General features: G+C 65.4%; 19 protein-coding genes. 8 read left to right on the plus strand and 11 right to left on the minus strand.

The features are described from left to right. Positions 1–80: 80 nt before the first annotated feature. The 6 genes from KIH07_RS18220 to KIH07_RS18245 form a co-directional block, all read right to left on the minus strand. Positions 81–3,992 carry a pilus assembly protein gene (locus KIH07_RS18220; RefSeq protein WP_226493317.1) on the minus strand — a complete coding sequence of 1,304 codons (3,912 nt, stop codon included), beginning with the start codon at positions 3,990–3,992 and terminating at the stop codon, positions 81–83. A gap of 23 nt (positions 3,993–4,015) precedes the next feature. After that, positions 4,016–4,597 carry a hypothetical protein gene (locus tag KIH07_RS18225; RefSeq protein WP_226493318.1) on the minus strand — a complete coding sequence of 194 codons (582 nt, stop codon included), beginning with the start codon at positions 4,595–4,597 and terminating at the stop codon, positions 4,016–4,018. Continuing rightward, complete coding sequence (locus tag KIH07_RS18230) at positions 4,597–5,787, minus strand: PilW family protein (RefSeq protein WP_226493319.1); 1,191 nt, start codon at positions 5,785–5,787, stop codon at positions 4,597–4,599. Before KIH07_RS18230 ends, KIH07_RS18225 begins: the two co-directional genes overlap by 1 nt. Next, positions 5,784–6,146 (minus strand): fimbrial assembly protein, encoded by a 363-nt coding sequence (locus KIH07_RS18235; RefSeq protein ID WP_264181858.1) that lies wholly within the window; start codon positions 6,144–6,146, stop codon positions 5,784–5,786. Before KIH07_RS18235 ends, KIH07_RS18230 begins: the two co-directional genes overlap by 4 nt. Before the next feature lie 65 nt (positions 6,147–6,211). Next, a complete protein-coding gene (locus KIH07_RS18240; RefSeq protein ID WP_226494749.1) occupies positions 6,212–6,805 on the minus strand; it encodes a Tfp pilus assembly protein FimT/FimU in 594 nt (197 codons plus the stop codon). Beyond that, complete coding sequence (locus KIH07_RS18245; RefSeq protein WP_413465768.1) at positions 6,805–7,278, minus strand: type IV pilin protein; 474 nt, start codon at positions 7,276–7,278, stop codon at positions 6,805–6,807. Before KIH07_RS18245 ends, KIH07_RS18240 begins: the two co-directional genes overlap by 1 nt. A 308-nt stretch (positions 7,279–7,586) precedes the next feature. Between KIH07_RS18245 and KIH07_RS18255 the strand changes: the two genes are divergently transcribed. Further along, entirely contained in the window at positions 7,587–8,318 is a 732-nt protein-coding gene (locus KIH07_RS18255; protein ID WP_226493320.1) for a Crp/Fnr family transcriptional regulator, read from the plus strand. A 9-nt stretch (positions 8,319–8,327) separates the two neighbouring features. Here KIH07_RS18255 and KIH07_RS18260 read toward each other — a convergent pair whose 3' ends face one another. From KIH07_RS18260 to KIH07_RS18280, 5 genes are all read right to left on the minus strand, one after another. Beyond that, complete coding sequence (locus KIH07_RS18260) at positions 8,328–8,810, minus strand: SixA phosphatase family protein (RefSeq protein ID WP_226493321.1); 483 nt, start codon at positions 8,808–8,810, stop codon at positions 8,328–8,330. Positions 8,811–8,820: 10 nt separating this feature from the next. Next, complete coding sequence (gene ppk1, locus KIH07_RS18265; RefSeq protein WP_226493322.1) at positions 8,821–10,899, minus strand: polyphosphate kinase 1; 2,079 nt, start codon at positions 10,897–10,899, stop codon at positions 8,821–8,823. 74 nt (positions 10,900–10,973) lie between these two features. Beyond that, positions 10,974–12,092, minus strand: a complete 1,119-nt coding sequence (locus KIH07_RS18270) for a glycosyltransferase family 4 protein (protein WP_226493323.1) — start codon at positions 12,090–12,092, stop codon at positions 10,974–10,976. A 44-nt stretch (positions 12,093–12,136) separates the two neighbouring features. Further along, complete coding sequence (locus tag KIH07_RS18275; protein WP_226493324.1) at positions 12,137–13,057, minus strand: UDP-2,3-diacylglucosamine diphosphatase; 921 nt, start codon at positions 13,055–13,057, stop codon at positions 12,137–12,139. Positions 13,058–13,184: 127 nt separating this feature from the next. Beyond that, positions 13,185–14,051, minus strand: a complete 867-nt coding sequence (locus tag KIH07_RS18280) for a GNAT family N-acetyltransferase (protein ID WP_226493325.1) — start codon at positions 14,049–14,051, stop codon at positions 13,185–13,187. Between the two features lie 200 nt (positions 14,052–14,251). Between KIH07_RS18280 and KIH07_RS18285 the strand changes: the two genes are divergently transcribed. From KIH07_RS18285 to KIH07_RS18315, 7 genes are read left to right on the plus strand one after another with little or no spacing between them, the layout of a single operon-like run. Beyond that, complete coding sequence (locus KIH07_RS18285; protein WP_226493326.1) at positions 14,252–14,605, plus strand: ArsR/SmtB family transcription factor; 354 nt, start codon at positions 14,252–14,254, stop codon at positions 14,603–14,605. After that, a complete protein-coding gene (locus tag KIH07_RS18290) occupies positions 14,602–15,912 on the plus strand; it encodes a hypothetical protein (RefSeq protein WP_226493327.1) in 1,311 nt (436 codons plus the stop codon). Before KIH07_RS18285 ends, KIH07_RS18290 begins: the two co-directional genes overlap by 4 nt. A 12-nt stretch (positions 15,913–15,924) precedes the next feature. Next, the gene (locus tag KIH07_RS18295; protein ID WP_226493328.1) at positions 15,925–16,122 is read left to right on the plus strand and encodes a hypothetical protein; all 198 of its coding nucleotides are present in this window, start codon (positions 15,925–15,927) and stop codon (positions 16,120–16,122) included. A gap of 29 nt (positions 16,123–16,151) precedes the next feature. Beyond that, positions 16,152–16,673 (plus strand): arsenate reductase ArsC, encoded by a 522-nt coding sequence (locus tag KIH07_RS18300; protein ID WP_226493329.1) that lies wholly within the window; start codon positions 16,152–16,154, stop codon positions 16,671–16,673. Between the two features lie 5 nt (positions 16,674–16,678). After that, entirely contained in the window at positions 16,679–17,707 is a 1,029-nt protein-coding gene (gene arsB / locus KIH07_RS18305) for an ACR3 family arsenite efflux transporter (protein ID WP_226493330.1), read from the plus strand. Between the two features lie 28 nt (positions 17,708–17,735). After that, a complete protein-coding gene (locus KIH07_RS18310; RefSeq protein ID WP_226493331.1) occupies positions 17,736–18,386 on the plus strand; it encodes a DOMON-like domain-containing protein in 651 nt (216 codons plus the stop codon). Next, entirely contained in the window at positions 18,383–19,585 is a 1,203-nt protein-coding gene (locus KIH07_RS18315) for an exo-beta-N-acetylmuramidase NamZ domain-containing protein (protein ID WP_226493332.1), read from the plus strand. The genes KIH07_RS18310 and KIH07_RS18315 overlap by 4 nt, the downstream gene beginning before the upstream one ends. Positions 19,586–19,630: the final 45 nt, after the last annotated feature.

Consider the following 19,630-nt stretch of genomic DNA (forward strand, 5'->3'; position numbering starts at 1 on the left):
GCCCCCCCCACCAGGCGATGGCGGCAACGTGAAGCGCCAATACCATGGCCGTGATGCAAATGCGGGCACCGAGACCCATGTCACTTCGACGAAGTCACACCGCGCCAGTTCATTTGTTTCAGGCCAGATGCGGTCGTCAGCTTGGCAGGAGCCTTCGCAACGGTCGGGTCCCCATTGGCATCGTTGCCGCCGACGATGAGCCGCAGGTTATCGTCCACACGCTGAATCGCGACATCCGTCAGCACCCCATTGGTGGGCGACAACCAGGCAACGGCCTTGCCATCCGTGCCCGTCAGCACGGTCTTGCCATCCGCAAAGGCCGTGGCGTAGAGGGCACCGACGCCGCCTGGCGAGCATGCCTGCCCATTGGGAAGGTTCGCCACGAACGCGACCACGCCCTGGTTGGCGGTCGGATTCACGTTCACGCGCTGCGCAATGCCTTTGGTGACTGGCAAGTCAAAGTACCACCCCATGCTGGAGGTCGGCTTACTGCCAATGCCCACCAGCAAGTCTTTGTTCTCTTCCAGTTTCGAGCGCGTGACGGGAAAAATGACACCAGTGGGCAAGGTCGATCCGGTGTAGAAGTCCCCATGTTTGCCGGTGCCGTCGACGATGGCGTAGAGGCTCTGCACGTCGCCGTTGGCGATATCACTGTCGGCCAGCAACTTGCCGGTACCCAGGAGAACATAGCGCTTGCCGGAGTTGGGCTCCACCTCGATCAATGGGCGGGTACTGACCGGCTGCGCGACGTCCTTGGCATTGGCCAAGGTGGCGATCAGTTTCGGTGCATCGTAGGTTCCAATCTTGCCTGTGAGATCCAGCCGCCAGACATTGCCCGCCAGGTCGCCAGCGTACACAGCGTCCGCCGTCATGTCGTTGTAGTTGGACACGTAGGCGGTGTGCTCGCCGATGTTCAGAGGATCGGAGCTTGATCCCCCTGGGGCTTCCACTGCCTCGAGCAGCTCTCCGTTGGCGGGATTGACGATGAAGAAATAGCCCTTCCCGTCGCTGTTGTTGTAGCCCGAGGTGAACAGCACCACCCAACCGTATTTGGCGGTCTTGACCACGCTGGGTCGCCCGTAGGTGTAACCCATGCGCTCGTCGGTGAATTCCCAGAGAACCTTGCTCGCCACCTTCGACTCATCGGTCCATTCCGAGGGATCGGTCACATCGATCGCAAAGTAGCCTTTGCCCCCCTTTCCCAAGCCGCCGATAAGCACTGTGCGCCAGTCGCGCGTTTTTGCGTCGGCCGCACCGTGCGTTTTTGAGAAGTCGAGATCAAAGTGGGCCGCGGTCGCGTCCACATAGTAGCGGTGGCTGTAGCTGGGGTTGCCCAGGGCCGCCAGGCCGGACGTGGCGGCGGTGTTCTTGTCGCCATAGACAAAGCTGGGCACGTAGGCAAACAGCTCCTTCCCGGAATCGGTTTTGTCGATGCTTCCGTCAAAGGCATGCAGCATGCCGTCATTGGCGCCGACATACACCACGGTCGAACGCTTGGCATGGGTCGTCTTGAACGCGCTGTAACCCGGGTTGTAGACGTCGAAATAAGGGAAATCGGGCTTGCCCACGGCATTGGGCTTGGCGTTGACGATGTCGCCAAGCCGGTACGACCGCGTGCGGTAGGCACCACCGTTGGCCACTTCCTGTTTCGTGTCGCCACGCAGGTACTTGATGTAGTTCTCGGTCGACTGTGCGTCCCCAGAAACGCCCGGTACCTTGGCAAAGCTTGAGAGATCGGTCCTGCTGATCAGTGACGCATCTTTCATGGCGTCGTACGTGAAAGGCAATGCGGCCCCGCTCTTCTTGCAACACGTCACGATCTTGCGCTTCGATTCGGTCATCGTGGACGCGCTCAGCAAGGCCCTCGCATTCCATTTTTCGGCACTGGTCGGATTCCCCTTGCTGTCGTAGGTGAGCTGATAAGCGACCAGTTCTCCCGTCCAGTTGGTGGGGTCGTAGGATGCGGCATAGCTCGCGGTCCCGGCACTGGACACATTGGGCGACACCGTGGACAACGCCGTGCCGGTGGCCGATTCGGTCTCATTGACAATCTTGGCGAACGCCGCCGTCAGACCCGACTTCATCAGCTCTGGGCGATTGCCGGGGAAATAATTGTCCGGCCGCTTGTCCGTTTCGTCCTCGCTGATCACCATCGTGTCGGAAGACGTGTACCAGTCCTTTTCGGCAATGGTGCTGGTCCCGTTGCTGGAGGCGTAGGGAGAGAAATCGGATGGAACGTTGAAGCCCCCGTACTTGGCAGCCAGCCAGTACTGGTTCTTGGAAGCGTATTTCTGCTTCTCAAGGACATCCATGAAGTAGCTGTTGACCGTCTGCGACCCGATCAGGTCGGGCCGTATGTCTTTGGTATGGGCGTCATAGGCCAAGCCAGCCAGGTAATAGCTGTTGCACCGATTCAAACTGCGATCGTCGTCTTTCGATTCAGTCGTAAGGCAGCTACGTCCGCCGAGGTCAACGAATCTGTCCCCGAGCTTGTCGAGCCCCTCGAGTTGCCCCACCATGTTGGTGGCCGCCGCCACGTCGACAGGATCGTCCGTGACGGCCGGGTTGGTGCTATCCAACGTGCTTTTGCTGCGCAGTGTGCTGCCGGGGAGGTTGGCGTCCCGGTGTGTGTTGACATCACCGATGCCCAGGACAAAGTTCTTCTGACAGGTATAGGCAATCGGGTCTTTCCAATCGGTGATGGCAGGAAACCCATCCAGCCAAGTGTTGGCCGTTGCCGCGGAATCTGCCCCCTTCAAGTCGGTGTACTGATTCAGGTTCCCCTGCTTCTTGAAGTAACGCAACGCGGCATAGTAAAGCTCGCTGACCGGATCGTGCGACTTGTACGATTTGGCCGAATAGCCGAACTTGTTGAGGTAATTCATGACCCCGCTGTTGGGGATGGAGACGGTGTAATTCGCCTTCTTGGCATCAGCCTCGGTTTGAGTGGCAGCGCTGCTGTCCGGGTTGGTGAGCATGACGCCGGTCTGTGCGTCCCACTCCGTCGCATCGTTGGTGATGGCAGGCTTGCCAGGAACCGGTGCCTTCGGGCCGATGAATTTCATCCCCGCCCGCATCACCCCTCCATCGCGCTGATGGCTTGCTGAACCATTGTGGTTGTAGTAACCAAAGGCGGAGTAGCGCAGCTTTGATGCGTATTGCTGCATCAGCCCTTCCGGTTTCGCATATTTCGAAGGGTAACTGGTGCAATTGCTCTCCAGCCCAAGGCCCGCATCACACACCTTGACATTGATGTAGACGCGGTAGACGGTGCTATCACTCACCTTCTCCGGGTTGGTGTAGTCGACCGGAACCGTCGTTTCGCCGTCGATGCTCCCGCTCTTGGTGATGTGCATTGCCGTTCCCAGGGCGCGCAGCCGGGTGGTAGCCGCGTCCCAAGCCAATGGTGTCGCACCAGAAACCGAAGACAATCCAGAAATGGTCTTGTTCGGAATCGTCGAACTGCTGTTCTGCGCAGCGTAGGTCTTGGTGAGAATCGTGGTGTCTTTCGTGTCGGTGCTGCGGTAGCCCCCGGTCATGACCCATCGAAACGCGTCCAGGGTCTGCATCGCCGCCCAGTTGAGGTAGTTGCCGCTCCACTTGCCACTGCAGCTGTGTTTCGACGCGAACGAGCTCGGAGAGAAATAGCTGGTCGAATAGTCTGGCGAGTCCTTCCCCCCCGTGTTGACGGCTTCGTACACGTAGCATTTTTCCGGGTCGAAGTACCCCAGGTAGGTGTTGGAAGCGTTGTAGGGAATGATCTTTTTACCGTCGATGCTGTTATAGGCAGGCGTTGTCGCCGTCGGCCATTCCACCGACAGGGCCAGAATCAGGTTGCCCGGCACGTTGACGGTGGACAGCATGGGCTGGTCGGCCAGGTCCACGGCCTGGCTCGTGCCCGGCCCGAGCAATGACAGAACGCTCAGGCTGGCACACAGCAGTGCCTTGGCGTGTCGGCCGATACGAAAGGAAAAAAGGCGTGGCTGTTCCATGGCAGAGATGCTGTGCTGAACGTTCAAAGCGCGAACGTCGATTGAAAGAAGGCTTGGGTGTTGCGCGGCCCCGTCACACGGACACTGACGCGGTACAAAGGTCGCCTCTCGCTCCCGGGCTTGCGCAACCAGCTGGAGCCGGAAGCGTCTGATGAACCGGCGGAGGTCTCGCAATTGGCCTCGTTGAACGCGCCCGCGGCGAGGCACTGACGATCGATAACGAAGCGCACGGTCACGCCGTTTTCGCTGATGTCGGCGACGGAATATTTCGCATCCTTGTAGGTGCTCTCGCTGGTGAGGACCTTGGGTATTCCGCTGGCATTGGTGGTCAGTCTCGCGGCCGCGTAATTGCCCGAGGCCAGGCTCGACTCCCGTGCCGACTCGGTCGCCAATGCGCCAGAACCCATGAGTTTTCGTGCCGCGGCGAAGCCTCGCTCGGCCTGGTTGGTGAGGTCGCGCTGGAACGACAGGTTGCCCGCCAACATGGCCGAGATGTCCGACGACCTCAGCATCGCGGCGGCGGCCAGCATCAACAAGACCAGGGCAAACAAGGTACCGATGAGTACAACGCCTTGCTCCTGGCGACGAAAGAACACGGTTTTCATCACAGGAAGTTGTTGCGCAAAGGGATGGTGGATTCCAGCGTTCTGTAGCGGTAGTGCCGCTCGCTGGACGTCAAGTCACGCGTGTGGGTCAGGCCATTGATGTCGTTGAACAACGTCACCGTTGCGGAGGACACTTCGTCGCGCTCTGGCAGAGCCGTTCGCAGAATCAAACCGACCCGGATCGCCTTGATGTTTCGCAGCTTGCCCGCCGCCGCCAGGCTGCCGTCCGACAGATCGGACAGCCCGTACCCCGACTTGCTGTCTGTGGGCGAAACCCACAGGTCAACCTTCTTGTCGGTATTGGTATCGATGCCATAGAGCGCGTGCAGCTCGAACACGCCTTCGGCCGTGGCCTGCAGGGGCGTGTCCGTCGTCTGGAGCAGGTCGTGCGTATAGAGCGTGTTGTTGTCACCCACGCCCATGAGCACGAATTCGGGCAGTCGACCCAACCCGGCGTTGCCCAGCACGGTCGCCGTCCCGGTTTCCGAATAACCGGTCACAGCCGTTTTGTCCACCGTTGCGGAATACCAGGTGCCGGCCAACGCCAGGGCGTTGGTGGCCGAGCCCGTCGTGGCCGACGAGCTGACCTGCGTCACCAGGCAAGGCGCCACGCCACCGGCTTCGGCGGGCTGCTCATCACTGAGCAACATCAGATCGTTGCGAGAGAACGGCAAGGTGTTGGCCAGTGTCAATGCAGCGGCTTGCGCGGCCTCGGTGAACGGCGCGGGAACACCGCCCCAGGCCGCCGCCGATGCCATGATCACCAGCACGTCGGACGCTTTGCCGCTGGCTCCGGGCGTGGTCTGCCCGGGAAGGATCAGTGCCGGCGCCAGCCGAAAAACGCCTAAGGTTCCGGGGTCCACGCTGGCAAACGGTGCAGCGAGGGCATCTTTGGCCGGAAGAATCTGTTGGTCAGACTTCGACGCGTGCAGCGCACAACCATAGGCAAAGCTGGCGGCCTGTGCAAACCCGCTGCCGGCGCTGCGCAGCTGGCGATCGATCTGCGCCATGGCCAGTGCCCCTGCCTTGTCGAGTTCCGAGCCCGCGGTGTTGGTGCGTCGCCTCGACTCGAAGTTGCTCATCACCATGTAGACCGCCAGCGTCAGGAACAGGCCCACCAACAAGGCAACCATCAACTCGATCAGCGTGACGCCCCGCTGGCGATGACGCAAGGAATGGGCAAAGTTCATGGGATCGCCACCTGTGTCAGGTATGTTTGATCGGGTTCGGTCGCCGCGCGCCATGGGGGGTGCCAGGTGATCGTGACCGTCGCCACCCCCTCCTTCGCACTCACCACGCCCTTGCCGCTGGGCAATCCCCCGTGCGCGGTGTCTGCCACGCGAGCGTTCCATGCCTTCAGCGCATCCTTTGAAAGATCGCTGGTCTGGTTGGTCCACATCAGCGTCACGACCTCGTTGGCCAGATCCGCCGCGCGGTTTCTGTCGCCGGCTTGTGTATCCACTTGGATCGCGTGCGCCTGAAGCCTGACCAGCCCGAGCACACCGACCGAAAAGATCACGAGCGACACCATGACCTCGATCAGGCTCATGCCAAGTGCTGCGCTTCGCCGGGCAGTGCGGCCGCCCCTTGGCAGATTTCGTTGTGTTGTCATCGTCAGCATCCGTCCGGATCTTTGTCGGACAGTTCCTTGGCCGGGTCGCACATGCGTACCCGACCGCCCAAATAGACACGCAGCCGCAAGGCCCTGCCCGCACCCCGTGTCACGTCAAACTCGGCGGGGTTCGCCACGTCACAGGCCGCATCAACACCGGTTTCATCTTTTGTGCGGCTGACCAGATGACCTTGCGCACCAAAGCAGAGCACCGAAGGGCCCGCGATGCTCACGCCGTTTTGGGTACCGAGACTGGTGGCTTGAACAAGATCACCTGCGCTGGCCTTCTCGTCCGAGTCGGCCAGCGGGAGCGCACGCACGTACCAGTTGCTTCCCGCGGAACTGGCGGGGGCATTCCAGGCGGGTGCAGCAGCCGTGCGCACCAGCATGGTGGTCTTGCCCCGGGTAACGGCGGTGGACTGCGCCACCCGCAACGCCCCCATCAGTGATTCCGAGGTGTTGCGAATGCTGGCATCCGCCACCCAGGTCCCCAACGAAGGCACGGAAAGCAGCACCAACACGGCGACGATCACGATCACGACCATCAGCTCGATGAGCGTAAACCCCCACTGGGAGGAACGCCGGGCGCGGAGCATCAGCACGTTCCACCCTTCTTGGCGATCCAGCAGGCGTAGCCGGCCTTGGGAACTTCACCCCAGGCCTTGGGCAAACCGGTCGTGGCCTGGGTTCCGTTGTTGTCCATCGTGAAGACAAAGCCAACGGTCGACCCCGCTCCCTTGGCCTCCAGCAGGTAGCTGGTGTCCTCCAGCGTGGGGCAGCTCACGGTGAATGTGCCCGCTATGCTGCTGTTGGCACATGGACTGACAATGGTTTTGCTCACGCTTTTGTAGGTGCGGTTGTCCTGGTAGTACTGCTCCATGCGTGCTCGCAGCGACGACAACGCCGTCGTGGCATCGACCAGACGGCCCCGCAAGACATAGTCCTGGTAGGAAGGCAAGGCCAGCGCGGTCAGGATGGCGACCACGGCCACCGTGATCATCAATTCGATCAAGGTGAAGCCCTGGTGCCTTCCCTGACCATGGGGAAGGCACCGGCCAGTCCGGGACATCAACGCGGTTTCATGCGTCCATCCTGAGGACCCAGCCCCGATTGACGCGGGCGGGCCGACCCACGATGGGCCATCGGAAAAACACTTCAACGGTGATCGGTTCATGAGCAAACCATGCGAGCTGCAGCCTCTCAGGGTTTGCGTTGGTGAACGCATCTGGTGGACCGCGTATCGGTCACCAAGCTGAGGGCGGTGAATGAGGAGCGCGATTCTGGGAGAACGCACTTCGTGCGAGTGTCAAACTTTTTACAGTGTGTTGACATGTAACAACTATGCTTACATCGACTACTGCAATCGTTTGTTTTTTTATGAAAAACGTCACACTTCGTCGCGCCCTCAGTTCGGACCGTTGGTACCGCTCCTGCCACAGCGAGCTGCAAATGGCCCTGGTGTCCATGGCCCGACCCGTGCGGCTGGCCCATGGGGAGGATCTGTTCCTTCAAGGGGAACCCAGTCAGGGACTGTTCTGCGTCCTGGACGGTGCGCTGCTGGTCAGCAATGTGGACAGGGATGGCAAGGTGGCCGTGTTGTCGCAGGTGGAACCCGTTCAGTGGTTTGGAGAGATCTCCACCCTGGATCGCGGGCCGCGGCACTTCTCTGCCCATGCCAATGGCGACACCAAGGTTCTGTGTGTCGATGGGGCGGTGTTGGAACCCTGGCTCAATGCGCACCCGCTGTGTTGGCGGGACCTTGGCGTGCTGGCCAGCGGCAAGCTCCGTGTGGCCCTGGACGTCATCCAGGAACAGGCCTTTCTCCCACTGGAGCAACGCGTCTTCAGGCGTCTCGAACGCATCGCTTCCGGTTACGGCAGTCGGGTCACGCCCAAGAAGCGGGTCCGAATCCCGCAAGAGGTGATCGCCCAGATGTTGGGCGTGAGCCGTCAGAGCGCCAACCGCGCACTGAAGTACCTGGAAGAGGTGGGCTTGATATTCCGAAGCTACGGCATCGTCGAACTGCGCACCCGCGCAGCCAGCGATGAAAAATCGTGTGGCGGCCCAACCACGTCGAGCCCCCCATGGGCCATGGAGCCAGGCCCTTGAAAGGGCCCCTCAGAGCAGCTCGGGCGTCTGCACGGTGAGCAGCAGGGTCTGCAGGGTTCCGTTGCGTTCGCGCTGGCGCAACCACCAGAGCGCGCCCTTTTTCATCGGGCAGTCCTCCTCGGCCAGACCAAGCAGGCGCGCGATCACGCGGCCGAGCGTGGGTTGGTGGCCGATCACCACCACGGTGGATTTGCCGTGGGGCCACTGCACCAGCTCCAGCAGGGCCAGCGGGTCGCCCTCGGGCGCGAGTTCGTCGCGCAGCTTGAACTTGCGCCCCAGTGCCAGCGCCGTCTGCTCGCAGCGGTGCGCCGGGCTGGCGTAGATGCGCGCGCCGTTGGGCAGTTGCCGGTCGAGCCAGGCGGCCATGCGGGCGGCCTGCTTTTCACCGCGCGGCGTGAGCCGGCGGGCCATGTCCTGCGCATCGCCCTGCTGCCCCCCGAGCGGATCGGAGTGCTCCTGGGCTTCGGCGTGGCGCCACAGAATCAGGTCCATACCGTGGCTCCTAGCCTTTGCTGCCGTAGCGCGCCATCAGGCTCGCCTGGGCCGAATGCAGCACGGCGCGCGTCTTGCCCGTGCCGGTGATGGCCGCGGGCACGTACCGGCCGTCGGGCTGGAGCAGCCAGGCGTCCTTGGTATCGTGCAGGTAGGCCGAGAGGCATTCGTCCATGATGCGGCTGCGCAGGGCCGCGTCGGTCACGGGCCAGGCCAGCTCCACGCGGCGCAGCATGTTGCGGTTCATCCAGTCGGCGCTGGCAAGCCAGAGTTCGTCCGTGCCATCGACCCGGAAATAGAACACCCGGGAGTGCTCCAGCAGGCGCCCGATCACCGAGCGGATGTTCACGTTGTCCGTCACCCCGGGCACCTGGGCCGGCAGGATGCAGGCGCCGCGCACGATGAGGTCGATCTTCACGCCCTGCTGCGACGCCAGCGCCAGCGCGCGCGCCAGCGGCTCGTCGGTCAGCGCGTTCATCTTGAGGATGATGCGAGCCTCTTTGCCGGCCTTGGCGGCCGCGCCCGCGGCCTCGACCTTCTCCAGCATCGCCTTGTGCAGATGAAACGGCGCGATCAGCGCCTTGTTCAGCCGCGGCAGGCGGTTCTGGCTCGCCAAGTGCAGAAAGATCTGTTCCAGATCGGCGGTGAGCGCGTCGTCGGCCGTGAGGTAGCTCAGGTCGGTGTAGAGGCGCGCGGTGCCGGGGTTGTAGTTACCGGTGGACAGGTGGCCATAACGGCGCAGCCGGCCGTCTTCGCGGCGGGTGATCAGCAGCATCTTGGCGTGGGTCTTGAGACCCACCACGCCGTAGACCACCTGGGCGCCCACCGACTCCAGCCGCTCGGCGTAGTTGATGTTGGCCTCTTCGTCGAAGCGCGCCTTGAGCTCCACCACGGCGGTGACTTCCTTGCCCCGGCGCACGGCCTCGCGCAGCAGGTCCATCAGCTCGGATTTGGCGCCGGTGCGGTAGATCGTCTGCTTGATGGCGAGCACGTTCGGGTCTTCCACCGCCTCGCGCAAGAAGGCCAGCACGGCGTCAAAACTCTCGTAGGGCTGGTGGATCAGCACGTCGCCCTGCTGCAGCCGCTCGAAATACGACTGCCCCGGGTTGAGCTGCATCGGCCAGCCGGCGTTGTAGCGCTCGAAGCGCAGCGCGGGCGCGTCCACCTGGTCGATCAGTTGGTTCAGCCGCACCAGGTTGACCGGACCGGGCACGCGGTAGAGCGACTGCACGGGCAGCGCGAACTGCGCCAGCAGGAACGCAGACAGGTATTCCGAGCAGCCGGCCGACACCTCCAGCCGCAGTGCCTCGCCATAGTTGCGCTGCTGCAGCCCCTTGCGCAGCGCGGTGCGCAGGTTCTTCACCTCTTCCTCGTCCACCGCCAGATCGGAGTGGCGGGTGACGCGGAACTGGGAAAACTCGGTCACCTGGCGGCCCGGAAACAGGTCGGTCAGGTGCGAGCGGATCAGGCTGGAGATGGAGACGAAGTGGGTCTGCTTGGAGCCCTTGACCGGGGGCATGCGGAAAAAGCGCGGCAGGATGCGCGGCACCTTGACGATGGCGATCTCGTTTTCGCGGCCAAAGGCGTCCTTGCCGGTGAGCCGCACGATGAAGTTGAGCGACTTGTTGGCCACCTGGGGGAACGGGTGCGCCGGGTCCAGCCCCACGGGCAGCAACAGCGGCTGCACCTCGCGCGCGAAGAAGTCCTTCACCCAGCGGCGCTGGCGCGGGTTGCGCTCGCCATGGGCCACCAGCTTGATGCCCTTTTTCTCCAGCAGGGGCAACAGCTCGTCGTTGTAGATCGCGTACTGCTGGGACACCAGCTCGTGCACCTTGGCAGACACCTGATCGTGCGTGGCGGCGGTGTACAGACCGCGCTGCTCGTTGGCCTTGTACGCGCTCAGGTGCGGCGCCATGCGCACTTCGAAGAACTCGTCGAGGTTGCTCGACACGATGCTCAGGTAACGCAGCCGCTCCAGCAGCGGCACGTCGGGGCGGCGGGCCCAGTCCATGACCCGCTCATTGAAAGCCAGGATGCTGTGGTCCCGGTCCAGGAATTGCAGGCGGTTGTTGTTGATGTTGGCGCTCATGGGTTCCGTCAAGGTGTGCGGCCATGCCCGCCTCGCCTCCCCCGACGAACGGCAAGGGCACGCCTGTTTGACGATTATTCAACGGCGGGATGACGTTTGTGTGACAGTTTGACACGCTTGAGCACCGGCCCCTGCGACGCTGGCGCACCCGGGCGGGTACTGCGCGGCGTCGTGGTCCTGGCGGGCGCCACCGCCAGAAACGATACGAACAGCTCGGCCGCCCGGCCCCAGCCAAACAGCAGCGCGCGGTCGCGGGCCTCGTGGCGCTTGACCTTGAGGGCGTCCACCCAGGCCTCGTGCAGGTCGTCGCGCAGCGCGCCAGCGCCGCTGTCGGCCACCACCTGCAACGGCCCATCCACCGGGTAGGCCGCCACCGGTACCCCGCAGGCCATGGCTTCGAGCATCACCAGGCCAAAGGTCTCGCTGCGGCTGGGAAACACGAACACGTCGGCGGCCGCGTACACCTGCGCCAACTCGTGGCGCGGCAGCACGCCGAGCCAGTGCACGTTGGGGTAGCGCTCGCGCAGGGCCGTCTCCAGCGGGCCGACGCCACACACCACCTTGCTGCCCGGCACGTCCAGGTCGAGGAAGTCCCCGATGTTTTTTTCATAGGACAGGCGCCCCACGAACAGGCTCACCGGCCGGGCCAGTTGGCCCAGCGGTGGATACACCTGCGCTTCGTCGGCCAGGGCAAAGAGGCGGGTGTCCACCCCGTGCGTCCACTCGCGCAGCTGGCCGAACCCGCGCTGGCGCAGCATCTGCAGCACCCCCACGGTGGGCACCATCACACCGCTGCTGGGGCGGTGAAAGTGGCGAAACAGCGCGTAGCCCCAGGACAGCGGCACCCCCAGGGCGGCGTGCAGGATCTCCGGGAACTTGGTGTGAAACGCGGAGGTGAACGCGAGGCGGCGACGCAGGCAATGGCGCCGGGCCGCCCAGCCCAGCGGGCCTTCGGTGGCGATGTGGATGGCGTCGGCCTGGGCCGCGTCAATCAGCCGCGACAGCTGGCGCCCGGGAAACAGGGCCAGGTCGATGCCCGCGTACCCCGGGCAGGGCCGGGTGCGGAACTGGCCGGGCTGGATCACCACCACCTCGTGGCCGCGGGCCTGCAACTCGCGCACCAGCTCCACCAGCGTGGTCACCACGCCATTGACCTGGGGTTGCCAGGCATCCGTCACCAGCACGATCTTCATATCTGTGTCTCCCCTGTTCTCCAAATTCGGTGGCGCGCGGCCGCTCAGGCGCTGCTGCGTTCGCGCCATGCCTCGTCCATGGCCCGGGCCGCGGCCGGCGCCGGCTGCTCCGCGGATGCGGCCACCGCCGGGCTGGCGCTCGGGCGCCAGTGCACCAGCTCCAGCCGGCCATTCATGTGTTCCACCAAGGCCGACAGGCTCTCGACCCAATCGCCATCGTTGCAGTAGAGCGTGCCGTCGATGGTGCGCATTTCGGGCCGGTGGATGTGGCCGCAGACCACGCCCTGGTAGCCCCGCTGCCGCGCCTCGGCCGCCACGGCGCGCTCGAAATCGGTCACGTAGTTCAGCGCGCTCTTGACCTTGTGTTTCAGATACTGCGAGAGCGACCAGTACGGCAGGCCCAGGCGAGCGCGCAGCGAGTTCAGGTGGCGGTTCAGGCGCAGCGTGAACTCGTAGAGGTTGTCGCCCACGTAGGCCAGCCACTTGGCGCACTGGATCACGCCGTCGAAATGGTCGCCGTGCACCACCCACAGGCGCTGCCCGTCGGCCGTGGTGTGAACAGCCTCGTTGCTGACCTCGATGCCGCCGAAGTTGTGGCCGTGGAACTGGCGCGCGAACTCGTCGTGGTTGCCCGGCACGAACACCACGCGGCAGCCCTTGCGGGCACGGCGCAGCAGTTTCTGCACCACGTCGTTGTGCGCCTGCGGCCAGAACCATTTGCGGCGCAACTGCCAGCCGTCGATGATGTCGCCCACCAGGTACAGCGTCTGGCTCGGGTGGTGTTTCAGGAACGCCAACAAGGCCCCCGCCTGGCAGCCCGCCGTGCCCAGGTGCAGATCGGAAATGAAAACGGCCCGGTAGCGGGGCGCTTCACTGCCACCCGGGTGGTCATCGCCAACGTCCTGGGTCGGCGGCAAACCCGCCACCAAACCCCAACCGCCCAATGCTTCAAAGGTCGTTCTCATCTTTGTTCCTTTGGATCACAGCAAACCCAGCAGAGCAGAAGTGACTCCCCCCAAGGGCACCGCCGGGCCGGCTTTGCCGGACGGCCAGTGCCGCCCCCTGGGGGGTCGCGCGTAGCGCGGCGGGGGGTCAATCCTTCAAGAAGTGCTTGCGATAACGCGCCGGCAGGTCGGCGATGCGCATCAGCATGGGCAGGTCGGCGGCGTTGAAGTCCGGGTCCCAGGCCGGTGGGCCCAGCACCTTGGCGCCCAGGCGCAGGTAGCCCTTGATCAGCGCGGGCGGCTCCACGTCCAGCGTGTCGTCGAGCTGCTCGATGGGCAGCGGCAGGCGCGGGCGCACATGGCAGTCGATCGGGGCCAGGTGTTTCTCTTTCACCTGGCGCCAGATGCTGGCCGCGGCGTGGCCGCCGCCCACCACACCGTGCGGGCCCTCGTATTGCATGGGGATGCTGGCGCAACCGATCATGGTGTCGAGCTGGTTGCGCACCATGAACTCGGCCAGCGCGCCCCACAGGGCCATGATCACGCCGCCGTGGCGGTGGTCCTTGTGCACGCAGCTGCGGCCCAGCTCCACCATGCGCTCGCGCACACCGCGCAGGCGGGTCAGGTCGAACTCGGTGTCGCTGTAGGTGCTGCCCACGCGGCGGGCCTGGGCCGGCGTGAGCACGCGGTAGGTGCCGATCACCCGACCACTGGCGGCGTCGCGCACCAGCAGGTGTTCACAGAAGTCGTCGAACAGGTCCACATCGTGGCCGGGCACGGCGTTGGACAGGATGGCCCCCATCTCGCCGGCGAACACGGCGTGCCTCAGCCGTTGGGCTTCACGAACCTCGTCCAGATGCCGGGCCCACGAGACATCGATGCCGCTCCCTGCGGCAGGCGTCCCCAGCGCAGGCGCCACCAGGGCTTGTGGCTGGAAATCGGTGCGGGGATGAAGTGACCTCCGTGGCCGGGTGACCGGCGAGAAGTCCAGCGTCGGGGTGGGCAGTTCTTTCATGTTCGGCTCCAGGTTCGTTGCGCCTGCCAGAGGCGCGGTGTTGATTGGGCTGTTGTTCATGAACCTGCATTCTGGGAACCGGGCGTGACCCGTCTGTGGCACTTGCGTGAAGCTTTCGTGACAGGGCCGGCACACCACAAAAACCCAGCGCCGACAGGCCTGGCCATTGCACGATTCCATATTTCAAGTATTATTGAAACATGGAAATCACCACCCCCCAGGAATCCCAGGCCTTGAGCGCGCTGGCCGCGCTCGCCCAGGTGCAGCGCCTGCGCGCCTTCCGTGCGCTGGTCGTGGCCGGCCCCGATGGCCTCACGCCCGGCGTGTTGGCCGAACAGCTGGGGGTGTCGCCCAGCGCGCTCTCGTTCCACCTCAAGGAACTGGCCCACGCCGACCTGGTGAGCGCCGAGCCGCAGGGCCGCCACCTGATCTACCGCGCCAGCTTCGACCGCATGAACGCCCTGCTCGGCTACCTCACCGAACACTGCTGCGCCGGTCAGACCTGCGAAGTGCCGGCGGACGCCGGCTGCACCGACTGCGGGACCGCACCATGAACCTGGCCGACGCCATCAACCTGGGCTGCGCCTGCCAGACCCTGCGGCCCTCACGCCTGCGCGAGCAGCTGGAAACCAGCCCGGCGCTCGGCGGCCTGACCGCGCGGCTGGCTGAGAGCCACCCGCACCTGTTTTCGGCCAGCGCCGTGTTCCTCGACCCCGGGGTGCGGCAGCAGATCGTGCAAGCCGTGGAGGCGATGGAACGCGTCATCGCCCTGCCCGCCTGGCGCGAGCAGGCCCTGGCGCGCGCGAACCCGATCGCGGCTTTGGACTGGGGCCCGGCCGGTGTTTTCATGGGCTACGACTTCCACCTCAGCGCCGATGGCCCCAAGCTGATCGAGATCAACAGCAACGCCGGCGGCGCCCTGCTCAACGCCGCGCTGGCCAGGGCCCACCGCGCCTGCTGCGCCGGCTTCGAACCGCTGTTCGACCCGGCCGACACGCTGCTGCGGCTCGACGAGGTGTTCGTCGCCATGTTCCGCGCGGAATGGCAATCGCAGCGCGGCGACGCACCGCTGCGCAACGTGCTGATCGTGGACGATGCACCCGGCCAGCAGTACCTGGCCCCCGAGTTTCAGATGGCGCGCGCGCTATTCGCCGCCCAGGGCCTGATCGCCGTGGTGGCCGATGCGCACGAGCTGCAGTGGCGCGACGGCGCGCTCTGGCACCCGGCCCTGCCGGATGGCATGCCGGTGGACCTGGTCTACAACCGCCTGACGGATTTCTACCTGCAGGACAACGGCCACGAAGCGCTGCAACAGGCCTACCGCGCGGGCGCGGCCGTGGTCACGCCGCACCCGCGCACGCATGCGCTGTACGCCGACAAACGCAACCTGATCGCCTTGTCCGACCCCGCGCTGCTCGAAACCTGGGGCGTGAGCGAAGCCGACCGCGCCGTGCTGCGCCAGGTGGTACCCGCCACGCAGCGCGTCACCGCTGCCAACGCCGACGCGCTCTGGGCCCAGCGGCGCACACTGTTCTTCAAACCCGCCGCCGGCTTCGGCGCGCGCGCCGCCTACCGCGGCGACAAGCTCACCCGGCGCGTGTGGGGCGAGATCCTCGCGGGCGACTACGTGGCCCAGACCACCGTGCCGCCCAGCGAGCGGCTGGTGTCCGTCGATGGCCAGACCACGCTGCTCAAGCTGGATCTGCGCGCCTACACCTACCGCGGCCAGGTGCAGCTTCTGGCCGCGCGCACCTGGTCGGGCCAGACCACCAATTTCCGCACCGAAGGCGGCGGCTTTTCGCCAGTGGTGGTGCTGCCGCCCGCCGCCTCGCTCCCCAACCCCTTTCCTTTCCAAGCCTGACTGGAGCTACCGATGAAACGCTTTCACGTCTGGGAACAGTTCCACACGCTGGACAAAATTCCCGTGTTCAGCGAGACCCGTGCGCCCGAGCCGGCGACCTCGGCCTGCTGTGCCCCCCAGACCCCGGCGGCCCGGCCCGTGTCCATCCCGCTGGCGGCCGCGCCGTGCTGCGGCCCTGCGTCGTCCGCCCACCCCTCCGGCTGCTGCTGAGCGCCTACCTCAACGAATCCACTTTCGCCATGACCACCCCGAACCAGACCCTGAACGTCCTCTTTCTCTGCACCCACAACTCGGCCCGCAGCATCTTGGCCGAGGCCGCCCTGAACCACCTGGGAAAGGTCAAAGGCGTGCAGCGATTCCGCGGCTTCTCCGCCGGCAGCAGCCCACGCGACAACCAGCAACCCAACCCGCTCGCCCTTCGCGCCCTGCAGGACGCCGGCATCGCCACCGAGGGCCTGAGCAGCAAGAGCTGGGACGTGTTCGCCCTGGCCGATGCGCCCCGCATGGACCTGGTGATCACGGTCTGCGACAACGCCGCTGGCGAGGTCTGCCCGTACTGGCCCGGCCAGCCGGCCACCGCGCACTGGGGCTATGCCGACCCGTCGAACGCGCCGGGCAGTGAAGCGGACAAACTCGCGGCCTTCAAGCAGACGCTGCTCGCCATCCACCGCCGGCTGGAGCTGCTGATCAACCTGCCCCTGGCGAGCGTGGACCGCCTGCTGCTGCAACAACAGGCCCGCGATCTGGCGCAGAAAGACTGAGCACCATGGGACTCTTTGAACGCTACCTCACCGTCTGGGTCGGCCTGGGCATCCTCGCGGGTGTCGGCCTGGGCCTGCTCACCCCCGCCAGCTTCGCCACCATCGCGGCGATCGAAGTGGCGCACGTCAACCTGATCGTGGCCGTGCTGATCTGGATCATGATCTACCCGATGATGATCCAGATCGACTTCGCGGCGGTGCGCGACGTCGGCAAGAAACCGCAGGGCCTGATGCTCACGGTGGTGATCAACTGGCTCATCAAGCCCTTCACCATGGCCGCGCTGGGCGTGCTGTTCTTCAAGTATTTGTTTGCGCCTTTCGTGGACCCGCAGTCGGCCAACGAATACATCGCCGGCATGATCCTGCTGGGCGTGGCGCCCTGCACCGCCATGGTCTTCGTCTGGAGCCAGCTCACCAAGGGCGACCCGAACTACACGCTGGTGCAGGTGTCGGTGAACGACCTCATCATGGTCTTCGCCTTCGCGCCCATCGCGGCCTTCCTGCTCGGCGTGACCGATCTGGCGGTGCCCTGGCAGACGCTGTTGCTCTCCACCGCGCTCTACGTGGTGCTGCCCCTGGTGGCGGGCGTGCTCACGCGCCAAGCGCTGCGCGCGCGCGGCGGCGAGGCGGCGGTGGGCGCGTTCGTGAAGGTGCTCAAGCCCTGGTCGGTGGTGGGCTTGATCGCCACCGTGGTGCTGCTGTTCGGCTTCCAGGCCGAGACCATCGTGGCCCAGCCGCTGGTGATCGTGCTGATCGCTATCCCGCTGCTGATCCAGACCTACGGCATCTTCGCCATCGGCTATGTGGGCGCGCGCTGGCTCAAGCTGCCACACGACATCGCGGCACCGGCCTGCCTGATCGGCACCTCGAACTTCTTCGAGCTGGCCGTGGCGGTGGCGATTTCGTTGTTCGGCCTGCACTCGGGCGCTGCGCTGGCCACCGTGGTGGGCGTGCTGGTCGAAGTGCCGGTCATGCTGTCACTGGTGGCACTGATCAACCGCACGCGGCACTGGTTCGTGGCCCAGCCGGCTTGAGCCCACGCCCCTGCCAGAATACGGGGCTGTGACGCCCGACGCCCCCACGCCAACCCCTTCCCGCCTGCAACGGCCTGCCGCGGCGCAGCCCCTGCTGTGCCATCCGGCCACCCCTTGCGCGCTGGATCTGCGGGTGAGCGTGTCGCTGGCGGTGGCCGGCTCCGAACAGGGCCCCGGCTGGCTGCTGAGCTACCAGCTGCGCGGCGAGGTGGGCCGCTTGCGCCTCCCGGAGCCGGCGTTGCCGGGTCCGGCCGACGGCCTGTGGCAACACACCTGCTTCGAGGCCTTCGTGGCCCGCGCCGATGAGGTGGCCTACCGCGAATTCAACTTCTCCCCCTCGGGCCAGTGGGCGGCCTACCGCTTCAGCGCCGAGCGTGTGCGCGACCTGCCGGCCGAAGCCGCGGAGGCGCCCGTCGTGCCCGATCTGCAACGGGAAACCACCGAGCACATCCTGACCCTGCTGGCCTGGCTGCCCCGCCACGCCCTGCCCGCGCCAGCGGCGGGGCAGCCTCTTCACCTCGGCCTGTCCGCAGTGATCGAGGACGCCGAGGGCCGGCTCAGCTACTGGGCCCTGCGGCACCCGGGCGCGCGCCCCGACTTCCACCACCGCGACGGCTTCGCGCTGACGCTGACGCAGCCCCTCTTCGACCCACCCACCGCCTCCCGAGACACCGCATGAAATTCGGCATCGAACGCTTCATCGAAAACCCCGCGCTGCGCACACCGCTGGCCGGCCGGCGCGTGGCCCTGCTCGCCCACCCGGCCTCGGTCACGCGCGATCTCACGCATTCGCTCGACGCCCTGGCAGCCCTGCCCGATGTGAACCTCACCGCCGCCTTCGGCCCGCAGCACGGCCTGCGCGGCGACAAGCAGGACAACATGGTCGAGTCGCCCGACTACCTCGACCCTCGTCTGGGCATCCCCGTGTTCAGCCTCTACGGCGAGGTGCGCCGCCCCACCGACGCGATGGTGGACAGCTTTGATGTGTTGCTGGTCGACCTGCAGGACCTGGGCTGCCGCATCTACACCTTCATCACCACGCTGCGCTACGTGCTCGAAGCCGCGGCACAGCACGGCAAGGCGGTCTGGGTGCTGGACCGCCCCAACCCGGCCGGCCGCCCGGTGGAGGGCCTCACATTGCGCCCCGGCTGGGAGAGCTTCGTCGGCGCCGGCGCCATGCCCATGCGCCACGGCATGACCATGGGCGAACTCGGCCACTGGTTCATCGCCACGCTGGGGCTGGCGGTCGACTACCGCGTGATCACCATGGACGGCTGGGCGCCCGACGCGGCGCCCGGTTTTGGCTGGCCCACCGAGCGCACCTGGGTCAACCCCAGCCCCAACGCGGCCAATCTCTGGATGGCGCGCGCCTATGCGGGCACCGTGATGCTCGAAGGCACCACGCTCAGCGAAGGCCGCGGCACCACGCGTCCGCTGGAGCTGTTCGGTGCGCCCGGCATCGACGCGCGGCGCCTGATCGCCGACATGCGCCGCATCGCGCCGCAATGGCAACGCGGCTGCGTGCTGCGCGAATGCTTCTTCGAACCCACCTTCCACAAACACGCGGGCCAGCTCTGCGCCGGTGTGCAGATCCACGTGGAAGACCCGACGCACTACGACCCCACCGCGTTCCAACCCTGGCGCCTCCAGGCACTGGCGTTCAAAGCGCTGCGTGTGCAGGCGCCCGGCTACCCGCTGTGGCGCGACTTCGCCTACGAATACGAACACGACCGCCTGGCGATCGATCTGATCAACGGTGGGCCGGCGCTGCGCGAGTGGGTGGACGATCCGAAATCAACGCCCGAAGACCTCGACGCGATCACCCGGCCGGACGAAGCCGCCTGGATGGAGACGCGGAAACCCCACTTGCTCTACTGAGCAACGAGGAACTGCCTACCAGGATGCGGCGGAACCGGCGTCGCC

Origin of the sequence: Hydrogenophaga taeniospiralis, from assembly GCF_020510445.1 — a bacterium.
Taxonomy (GTDB): domain Bacteria; phylum Pseudomonadota; class Gammaproteobacteria; order Burkholderiales; family Burkholderiaceae_C; genus Hydrogenophaga.

Coding starts and splice junctions, on each gene's coding strand:
- KIH07_RS18220 (WP_226493317.1), bottom strand. CDS start 3,992: ATGGAACAGCCACGCCTTTTTTCCTTTCGTATCGGCCGACACGCCAAG.
- KIH07_RS18225 (WP_226493318.1), bottom strand. CDS start 4,597: ATGAAAACCGTGTTCTTTCGTCGCCAGGAGCAAGGCGTTGTACTCATC.
- KIH07_RS18230 (WP_226493319.1), bottom strand. CDS start 5,787: ATGAACTTTGCCCATTCCTTGCGTCATCGCCAGCGGGGCGTCACGCTG.
- KIH07_RS18235 (WP_264181858.1), bottom strand. CDS start 6,146: ATGAGCCTGATCGAGGTCATGGTGTCGCTCGTGATCTTTTCGGTCGGT.
- KIH07_RS18240 (WP_226494749.1), bottom strand. CDS start 6,805: ATGCTCCGCGCCCGGCGTTCCTCCCAGTGGGGGTTTACGCTCATCGAG.
- KIH07_RS18245 (WP_413465768.1), bottom strand. CDS start 7,278: ATGTCCCGGACTGGCCGGTGCCTTCCCCATGGTCAGGGAAGGCACCAG.
- KIH07_RS18255 (WP_226493320.1), top strand. CDS start 7,587: ATGAAAAACGTCACACTTCGTCGCGCCCTCAGTTCGGACCGTTGGTAC.
- KIH07_RS18260 (WP_226493321.1), bottom strand. CDS start 8,810: ATGGACCTGATTCTGTGGCGCCACGCCGAAGCCCAGGAGCACTCCGAT.
- ppk1 (WP_226493322.1), bottom strand. CDS start 10,899: ATGAGCGCCAACATCAACAACAACCGCCTGCAATTCCTGGACCGGGAC.
- KIH07_RS18270 (WP_226493323.1), bottom strand. CDS start 12,092: ATGAAGATCGTGCTGGTGACGGATGCCTGGCAACCCCAGGTCAATGGC.
- KIH07_RS18275 (WP_226493324.1), bottom strand. CDS start 13,057: ATGAGAACGACCTTTGAAGCATTGGGCGGTTGGGGTTTGGTGGCGGGT.
- KIH07_RS18280 (WP_226493325.1), bottom strand. CDS start 14,051: ATGAAAGAACTGCCCACCCCGACGCTGGACTTCTCGCCGGTCACCCGG.
- KIH07_RS18285 (WP_226493326.1), top strand. CDS start 14,252: ATGGAAATCACCACCCCCCAGGAATCCCAGGCCTTGAGCGCGCTGGCC.
- KIH07_RS18290 (WP_226493327.1), top strand. CDS start 14,602: ATGAACCTGGCCGACGCCATCAACCTGGGCTGCGCCTGCCAGACCCTG.
- KIH07_RS18295 (WP_226493328.1), top strand. CDS start 15,925: ATGAAACGCTTTCACGTCTGGGAACAGTTCCACACGCTGGACAAAATT.
- KIH07_RS18300 (WP_226493329.1), top strand. CDS start 16,152: ATGACCACCCCGAACCAGACCCTGAACGTCCTCTTTCTCTGCACCCAC.
- arsB (WP_226493330.1), top strand. CDS start 16,679: ATGGGACTCTTTGAACGCTACCTCACCGTCTGGGTCGGCCTGGGCATC.
- KIH07_RS18315 (WP_226493332.1), top strand. CDS start 18,383: ATGAAATTCGGCATCGAACGCTTCATCGAAAACCCCGCGCTGCGCACA.